The sequence below is a fragment of the Streptomyces sp. SID14478 genome (assembly GCF_010548525.1).
In the GTDB taxonomy this organism is placed as follows: domain Bacteria; phylum Actinomycetota; class Actinomycetes; order Streptomycetales; family Streptomycetaceae; genus Streptomyces.
Genome location: NZ_JAAGMG010000852.1, coordinates 1 through 3,623, shown reverse-complemented (window position 1 = coordinate 3,623; position 3,623 = coordinate 1). Strand labels below are relative to the sequence as shown.

The 3,623-nt window shown below is 73.1% G+C and carries 3 protein-coding genes; all 3 read left to right on the top strand.

The genetic code is table 11. The annotated features are described in order from the left end of the window. The coding region (locus G3I40_RS28055; RefSeq protein WP_239091978.1) for a LysR substrate-binding domain-containing protein at positions 1–443 on the top strand (443 nt) is incomplete at its 5' end. Positions 444–1,128: 685 nt separating this feature from the next. Continuing rightward, positions 1,129–2,955 carry a glycoside hydrolase family 3 protein gene (locus G3I40_RS28050; protein WP_343245036.1) on the top strand — a complete coding sequence of 609 codons (1,827 nt, stop codon included), beginning with the start codon at positions 1,129–1,131 and terminating at the stop codon, positions 2,953–2,955. 139 nt (positions 2,956–3,094) lie between these two features. Next, positions 3,095–3,623 (top strand): hypothetical protein (locus G3I40_RS28045; protein WP_164305164.1); only part of this gene is annotated, 529 nt, incomplete at its 3' end.

Sequence of the window (3,623 nt, the reverse complement as noted above, 5' to 3'; positions counted from 1 at the left end):
CCCCCGCCGGGGTGGAGCAGGCCGTGATCGGCGACGACCTGTGCGATCTGCTCGTCCCGGCCGGGCATCCGCTGGCCGGGCGGGCGGCGGTGCGGCGGGAGGAGCTCGGCGGTGAGCGCTGGGTGTCGCAGCCGCCGGGGCGGGTGTGCCACGACTGGCTCGTGCGCACGATGCGCTCCGCGGGGTTCGAGCCGCTCATCGTGCATCGGGCGGAGGAGAACCCGACCCTGACGGCCCTGGTCGCGGCCGGTCTCGGGATCGCGCTGATCCCGCGGCTCGGCAGGGGCCCGCTGCCGCAGGGGGTCGTCGCGGTGGGGCTCGACCCGATGCCGCGGCGGCGGCTGTACGCCCTGTGGCGGACCGGGACGTCGCGCCGTCCTGCGGTGGCGGAGACGGTGCGGGTGCTGCGCGAGCAGGGCCGCGCCTGCCTGGTTGCGGAGTAGCCCCCGGGCGCGGGTCGGTGGGGGCCGGTCGCACCTGCCTGGTTGCCGGAGTAGCCCCGGGTGCGGGTCGGTGGGGGGGGCGGTCGCACCTGCCTGGTTACGGAGTAGCCCCCGGGCGCGGGTCAGCGGGGGCCGGTCGCACCTGCCTGGTTACGGAGTAGCCCCCGAGCGCGGGTCAGCGGGGGCCGGTCGCACCTGCCTGGTTGCCGGAGTAGCCCCCGAGCGCGGGTCGGCGGGGGCCGGTCGCACCTGCCTGGTTGCGGAGCAGCCCCCGGGCGCGGGTCGGCGGGGGCGGGCGGGCGGGCGCTCCGCGGCGGAGCCGCTGATGACACGGCCCCGCACCCCTGAAATGCGGCACAACTCGCACCCGTCACCTCCACACCAACTTCCCGGAATCTTCAAAAGACGGGAACCGGGGCGCGGGCCCGCCCGTCCAAAGGGCACGCTGCCGGTGACTCTCCGCGGTGCGGTGTCGGCCTCGCTGCTGGCTGCGAACGCTGACCACCCTCTCCGCCGCACGCGGTCGGCAGCATGCCGCCACCGGCGCGCCCCCCTCCAACAGCGCCGGTGGCGGCCCCTTCCCGTGCGCACCCGGGCACGCCAACTCCCTTGACTGGAAGAAACTTTCCCCATATTCATGACGCGCGGAAGTTTCCTTCAGCCCCTCCCCTCGGACGGAGCGCACGTGGAACACCTCTCCAGACGTACGTTGCTCGCGGCCGCCACCGCCGGTGTCGCCGCCGCCCTGAGCGCCACCTCCGTGAGCGCCGCACCCGCCCCGGCCGCCGTCCCCGGCGACAAGGCCCTCAAGAAGATCATCTCCGGGATGTCCCTGGAGGAGAAGGTCGGCCAGCTCTTCGTGATGCGGGTCTACGGCCACTCGGCCACCGCCCCCGACCAGGCCGACATCGACGCCAACCTCAAGGAGATCGGCGTCCGCACCGCCGCCGAGATGATCGCCAAGTACAAGCTCGGCGGCATCATCTACTTCGCGTGGGCGCACAACGTGCGCGACCCGCACCAGATCGCCGACCTGAGCAACGGCATCCAGACGGCCGGGCTCCAACAGCCCTCCCGAATACCGTTGTTGATATCGACCGACCAGGAGCACGGCATCGTCGCCCGGGTCGGCAAGCCCGCCACCCTGTTCCCCGGCGCGATGGCCTTCGGCGCGGGCCGTTCGACGAAGGACGCGCAGCAGGCCGGGCAGATGGCCGGCGCCGAGCTGCGCGCGCTCGGCATCAACCAGGACTACGCCCCCGACGCGGACGTCAACGTCAACCCGGCCAACCCCGTCATCGGCGTCCGCTCGTTCGGCGCCGACCCGGCGGCGGTCGCCAAACTGGTGGCGGCCCAGGTCAAGGGGTACCAGTCGGCTCGCATCGCCTCAACTGCCAAGCATTTCCCGGGACATGGCGACACGGCGACCGACAGCCACACCGGGCTCCCGGTGATCACCCACACCCGTGAGCAGTGGGAGCAGTTGGACAAGCCGTCGTTCGAGGCCGCGATAGCCGCCGGCATCGACTCGATCATGACGGCGCACCTCGTCGTCCCGGCCCTGGACCCGGCCGAGGACCCGGCGACGCTGTCCCGCCCGATCCTCACCGGCATCCTGCGCGAGCAGCTCGGCTACGACGGCGTCGTGATCACCGACTCGCTGGGCATGGAGGGCGTCCGCACGAAGTACGGCGACGACCGCGTCCCGGTGCTCGCACTCCAGGCCGGCGTCGACCAGCTGCTCAACCCGCCGTCCCTGGACGTCTCCTGGAACGCCGTGGTCAAGGCCGTGCGGAGCGGCGAGCTGACCGAGGAGCGGCTCGACGTCTCGATCCTGCGCGTGCTGCGGATGAAGGCCAAGCTGGGGCTCTTCAAGGACCCGTTCGTCACCCATCGCGGCGTCGACCGCACGGTGGGCACCCGGGCGCACCTGGCGGCGGCCGACCGGATCGCCGAGCGTACGACGACGCTGCTCGTGAACAAGAGCGTGGGCAAGAAGAAGCTCCTGCCCCTGTCCCGGCGCACGCACAAGAACGTCCTCGTGCTCGGCGCGGACCCGGCATCGCCCTCGCTCAGCGACGGCCCGCCGACCACCGTGCTCGGCGCCGCCCTGGCCGAACTGGGTTTCTCCCCCACGGTGCTGGCCACCGGCACCGCCCCGACCCAGGCCGTCATCGCCCAGGCGGTCGCGGCGGCCGAGGGCAAGGACGCGGTACTCATCGGGACGTACAACGTCACGGCGGGCTCCACCCAGCAGGCCCTGGTGAACGCCGTCGCGGCGACCGGCGTCCCGGTGGTCACACTGTCGCTGCGCAATCCCTACGACGTGGCCCAGCTGGGCGCCGCCGACGCGCACGTGGCCGCGTACTCCTGGATCGACGTCGAACTGCGGGCGGCGGTAAGCGTGCTCACGGGGCGGGCCGAGCCGCGCGGGAAACTGCCCGTGCCGGTGCAGCGGGCCGACGACCCGACCCAGGTCCTCTATCCGATCGGCTACGGCCTGCGGTACTGATCCACGGTACTGAAACGGTCGTACGGGGCGTACGCCGCACTACCGGCGCACCACCCCCAACTGACGCAAAGCCCCCTGCACGTCTGGCGTGTGCCCGCCTCCACGGGCCACGCTGGGTGGGTATATCGGGGGGATCACCATGTTCGCGCGGACGGTTGGGGTGGTGTGCGCGGCGCCGCTGCTGGCGCTCGCACTGGTCGGTTGTCAGAGCTCGTCGGGGTCCGGGGAGTCGTCGAAGGACACGACGTCGGCGAACCCGTCGCGCTCCCCGTCCGGCTACGGGGCGGTCTTCCTCGCGGTGGGCGAGTGCAGCTCACGGGGGCGGACGTCGTTCGTCGAGGTGCCGTGCCGCAGCGAGAGCGCGGTGGCGCGGGTGCTCGCCCGCTTCGAGGGCGGCACGGCGGACGGTCCGGCCTGCCCGGCCCGCAGCGACTTCGTGCTACACATCAGCGAGAACCGCCCGGTGGCGGGCCGCACCGCGGACAGGTCCGCCGGGAGCGCCACCCAGGGCTATGCCTGCATGCGCAATCTGGAGGAGCCGCACCCCGGCGACCCGGGCGGCGGGGGCGGCCCGCGCACGGTCGTCGGCGACTGCGTGTACTCCGCGGGCGAGGGCCGGGTCAGGGAGACCGCGTGCGACGGCTCGGGCGAGCGGGGGCCGCAGTACC